Annotated in this window: 5 protein-coding genes; 2 read left to right on the forward strand and 3 right to left on the reverse strand. The window is 62.4% G+C overall.

Annotation, left to right across the window (positions count from 1 at the left end):
* Together ACYP5B_RS23830 and ACYP5B_RS23835 are read left to right on the forward strand one after the other, a co-directional pair.
* Positions 1 to 1,143: FAD-dependent monooxygenase (locus ACYP5B_RS23830; RefSeq protein WP_459571320.1), on the forward strand; the 1,143-nt coding region annotated here is incomplete at its 5' end.
* Between the two features lie 40 nt (positions 1,144 to 1,183).
* Positions 1,184 to 2,386 (forward strand): porin, encoded by a 1,203-nt coding sequence (locus ACYP5B_RS23835; RefSeq protein ID WP_459571321.1) that lies wholly within the window; start codon positions 1,184 to 1,186, stop codon positions 2,384 to 2,386.
* A 322-nt stretch (positions 2,387 to 2,708) separates the two neighbouring features.
* On the opposite strand, the gene ACYP5B_RS23840 is transcribed toward ACYP5B_RS23835, so the two are convergent.
* The 3 genes from ACYP5B_RS23840 to ACYP5B_RS23850 form a co-directional block, all read right to left on the reverse strand.
* Positions 2,709 to 2,867, reverse strand: a complete 159-nt coding sequence (locus ACYP5B_RS23840) for a hypothetical protein (RefSeq protein ID WP_459571322.1) — start codon at positions 2,865 to 2,867, stop codon at positions 2,709 to 2,711.
* A gap of 129 nt (positions 2,868 to 2,996) precedes the next feature.
* Positions 2,997 to 3,605: a PqiC family protein gene (locus ACYP5B_RS23845; protein WP_459571323.1), complete on the reverse strand. Its 609-nt coding sequence runs from the start codon at positions 3,603 to 3,605 to the stop codon at positions 2,997 to 2,999.
* On the reverse strand, positions 3,602 to 4,439 hold an 838-nt coding region (locus ACYP5B_RS23850; RefSeq protein WP_459571324.1), incomplete at its 5' end, for a PqiB family protein. The genes ACYP5B_RS23845 and ACYP5B_RS23850, both read right to left, overlap by 4 nt.

Consider the following 4,439-nt stretch of genomic DNA (forward strand, 5'->3'; position numbering starts at 1 on the left):
GTGCGGCGCCACGCCGGCCTTGCCTTCGCCGGGAAGACCTTCACGCAGGACTGGCTGATCGTCGACGCGCTGAACGTGCCCAACCCGATCGACCACGTCGAATTCCTGTGCGACCCGCGCCGCCCTACACCACACATGGTTGCCCCGGGCGGCAGGCAACGCTGGGAATTCATGCTGCAGCCCGGCGAGACGCGTGAGCAGATGGAATCGCCGGACAGGATCCGCGAACTGCTCGCCCCTTGGTGCAAGCCGGAGGACATCACGATCGAGCGCACAGCGGTCTACCGGTTCCATGCACGCATCGTCGATCGCTTCTCCAAGGGCCGGGCCTTCCTGGTGGGCGACGCCGCGCATATCACGCCGCCCTTCGTCGGCCAGGGGCTCGTTGCCGGACTGCGCGACGTGGCCAACCTGTGCTGGAAGCTAGCATGGGTCGTGCAGGGAAGGGCGACGCCCGCCATTCTCGACACCTACGACACCGAGCGGCGCCCACACGCCCGCTCCATCATCAATCTAGCGCTCCTGATGGGCCGGCTGGTGATGCCGGGCAACAGGCTGGTGGCATTCGCCGTCCATGGCACGATGGCGCTGATGCAGCGCATGCCCTGGGCTCGAGCCTTCTTCGAGGACCTGAAGATCAAGCCGCCAGCGCGTTTCAGGCGCGGCCTGTTTCAGCGCGGCAAGACTCGCGCGAGGCTGGTGCGCGGCGGTTTGCTGCCGCAAGGGCTTGTGCGCCGCGGGCCCGGCGCGCCCATCGTGCCGAGCGACGATGTGCTCGGGGCGCGGCTCGTGCTGGCGGGATTCGGCTGCGATCCCGCGCCGCCGCTGGACCGTAGCCTCCTGGCGGCATGGCGACAGGCAGGCGGCGTCATCATGCAGCTGCGCCATTGCGGGCAAGGCGAGTATGGGCCGCAGGAGGCGCACGAACGGCAGGATGGACATTCTTGGGAGGACATGTCGGACCAGCTTATCCCGGGGGCCGCACCCGTCGGCTGGATCGCGGTCGTGCGTCCCGACCGCACCGTGCTGCACGACGGCCCGCTCGAAGCCGTCGACGACATCGTCCGAGAGTCGCTTGCAATGCTGGGAGTGGGCGGCCCGCTGCGAGAAGGCTTGCCTCCCGCGTTGCGGGCCTTCGGCTGACATCGGCTTGCCTGAGCACGCGGGCTCCGGCTATCAACGCATGACAATTATTACAACGGGAGACAAGACGGTGAAAATTCGTTCAATCATGTCCGCAGTATTCGCGCTAGGCGCAGTGCCCGCTTCGGCGCAGTCCAGTGTTACGCTATACGGCGTAGTTGATACCAACGTCGAGTATGTCAATCGGGTCGGATCGGTCCCGTTGCCGACGAACTTTTACAACTCAGGGCAAGGACATAGCGTTGTCCGTATGAACTCCGGTGGCGTTGCTGGCTCACGTTGGGGTCTACGGGGAGAGGAGGATCTGGGTGGGGGGATGAAGTCGCTTTTCGTATTAGAGGGCGGGTTCCAGGCCGATACCGGGGCCTTGGAGATGCCGAGCACACTCTTTGATCGACAGGCGTACGTTGGGCTGCGCAGCAATAGTTTCGGCCAACTGACCTTCGGGCGCCAGTACACGTCTCTCTTTTTGGGATTGGCCAATTTCATGCCTGCGAGCTACGCAGTTCAGTATGAACCGATCGCAGTGATAGCCGGTCCGAACTTCCGGGAGAACAATACAGTCCAGTATGCGGCCGCAGCAGGGCCTGTGACAGCGATTGCCCATTGGTCCTTTGGTGTCGGCGTATCTTTGCCACCTACCAGTCCGTTTGCACAGCAAGTCATGGTCGGCGGCAATGGCGAGATGCCGGGGCGGTTCCGCGCTGACACTGGGTATGGTGCTGCACTGATCTATATGCCTGGCGCGTTCGGCTTCACGGTGGACTACGATCAATACAACCCGTCAATCGCTCAGGGCAGTGGTACCAATAAGCGCGCAGCGGTCGCCGCGAGCTTTACCTTCGATGGCAAGGCTAAGCTAATGGGTGGGTATCGTTGGGGGCAAAACAAGGATCAGAATGGCTTAACAGTCCTGCGCGATGACTACTACTGGTTGGGCGCGAATTACCAATTGACTCCCGTGGTCGAGCTGACGCTTGAGTATGACTACGAGAATATCCGGCGTCTGAACGGCAACGCTGCGGTCGCGAATCCTTGGCAACTGATTTTTATGGCGAGATATAGTTTGAGCAAGAGAACGGATCTATATCTGTCCACAGCCTATGCGCGGAACGCCGGATTGATGCTCGAATCATCAGCGTCGGGCTATGGGGCAAGCCTTTTTCTGAATAACAGTTACGCGCCAGGGGTCGGGCAGACATCGATGATCGGCGTTGCAGCAGGAGTCCGCCATATTTTTTGATACGGTTCGACGCTGAGTGCCGAAAGCTCCGACTCCCGGCATTGGTCCGAGTCGCTTTTGACTTTTGCCACAGGGTGGCCATGCTGAAGCGACGTACCTATCCCTTAGGCCTTCAAGCTGAGCCTGGGCGCAGGCGTGCGCCGATGTGCACCCGATGTAAGTGCCCGAGTGTTCCGGTGATCGAAAAGGTTTGCGCGGTGCTCCCTTGGCGCTGGCCGTGACAGGTGCCAATCAACTGGATCTGGTCATCTTCGACGTCCTGGTCCATGCAATACCAGCACTGCCACGACTGTCCGGCCGAGTATTCTCCGGCCGCCGAGGGCTATTCCGGCTGGATGCCGGCGGCTTTGATCACCTCAGCCCATTTCGCGGTCTCGCTGCGCACGAACGCTGCCAGCTCTTCTGGCGTCGATGGGGAGGGTTGGCCTCCTGTCTGGCTGAAGTGTTCGGTAGCCGCCGGGCTGGTGTCATCCAGTTTCATTTCAACTGGAAACCGCCTTTGGTCAGGCGACGCCCCTCACAAATTTGGCTATGTCGCTAACACCTAATCGGTGCGATATGCCGGGTTGGTCGCCGCGCCATACCGCATAATATGCGTCATGGGTAACATTTAGCGGTTAAGCGATTGCACGCCGACTGCTATATCCGCTGCGGTTGCCGCGAGAATCTCCCGATACGCATTCACCACGCCCTCCACCTGCCCGGGCGCGGGCACCTCTGTTTCGGTGCGGCCGCTCAGAACCTTGCCGTCCGGCAGTCGCCGCACGGTCCAGGCGATGGTCGCCGCTGCCCACTTGCCCACATTGGCGTCGAGGTTTACCACCTCGGTCGTTACCCGGAAGGCCGGATGCGTCGCCGACAGGCCGTGCCGGTAGACATCCACCGCATCAAGAGTCGATTGCAGTTGCTGCGACAGCGCATCGCGTAGCTCGTCGGGTAATGGGGACGTCCAGCGCGATGTGTCGGACAGCTTCACCCCCCCGCTGGTGCCGTCACGCACCACCAGCTGAATGCGGTTCAGCCGCTCGGGCACGCGCACCGGCGTGACCTCGATCCATAACGGGTCGCCGCTATGGCTGGCTCGCCCTGTCACGGCCGGCGCGGCGTTGGAGCGACTGGCAGCCAGCGTGTAGTAGCGCGCCTCGGGGGACGCGCAGCCGTTCATCATGGTCGTGGCCGCGGCGGCCAGTGTAAAAAGCATCGTCAGACGTTTCATCATTTCTCTTCCCTCTTGCCTTGCAGGAGCGCTTCGGGATGCCGCTCGAGATAATCGGTCAGCGTGCGCAGCGAGACTGCCGTTTGCGTGAGTTCCTGCATCATCCGACGCGTATCCTGCTGCAGCGATGCGTCGGGCGCCAGCGCGCCATTGGCCGTGGCGAGCGTGCGGCGCACATCCTTCAGCGCGGCGAGCACCTCTGGTGCCACATCGCCATTGACCTGTGCCACGAGCTTGTCCGCGTTGACGAGCATTTTGTTCATAGACACCATCGCCGTGCGCGCGTCCTGCCCGATCTGGTCGAACGGCACCTTACCGACCTTGGTCACAATGTCGCCAAGCTTGGCTTGCAGCTCGTCGAAGGTGCCCGGCGTGGTGGGGAACTCAGGCAGCGACGCGTTCAGGTCCAGATCAGCCGGCAGAGGCGCCTTCGGAAAGAAATCGAGTGCCACATATAGCTGGCCGGTCAGCAGGTTGCCGGTGCGCAACTGCGCACGCATGCCGCGCTGTACCAGGCTATGCACGATGGCGAGCTTGCGCGTGTCGTCAGCCACGTCTTTCTCGCGCAGACCCATGCGAGACGGATAGAGTTCCACCACCACGGGCATGCGGAAGGCCTTCTTGTCACGCTGGTATTCGATACCGATCGAGCGCACTTGCCCGACGGTCACACCGCGGAAATCGACTGGCGCACCTGGAGACAGGCCGCGCACCGACTGATCGAAGTTGAGCACTGCCAGTGCGGGGGCGAGTTCCTCCGGCTCCTTCATGGCTTCCGATTGGTCCGCCGCAAGCAGGAACTCGGTGTTCTCGGCGGCCGTGGCGTGCGCAGTCGAG

The organism is Cupriavidus sp. 8B, assembly GCF_054589115.1.

What these genes read in the sequence shown, in the direction of transcription:
- ACYP5B_RS23840 (WP_459571322.1), bottom strand. Translation starts at nt 2,867, where the DNA reads ATGAAACTGGATGACACCAGCCCGGCGGCTACCGAACACTTCAGCCAG.
- ACYP5B_RS23845 (WP_459571323.1), bottom strand. Translation starts at nt 3,605, where the DNA reads ATGATGAAACGTCTGACGATGCTTTTTACACTGGCCGCCGCGGCCACG.
- ACYP5B_RS23835 (WP_459571321.1), top strand. Translation starts at nt 1,184, where the DNA reads ATGACAATTATTACAACGGGAGACAAGACGGTGAAAATTCGTTCAATC.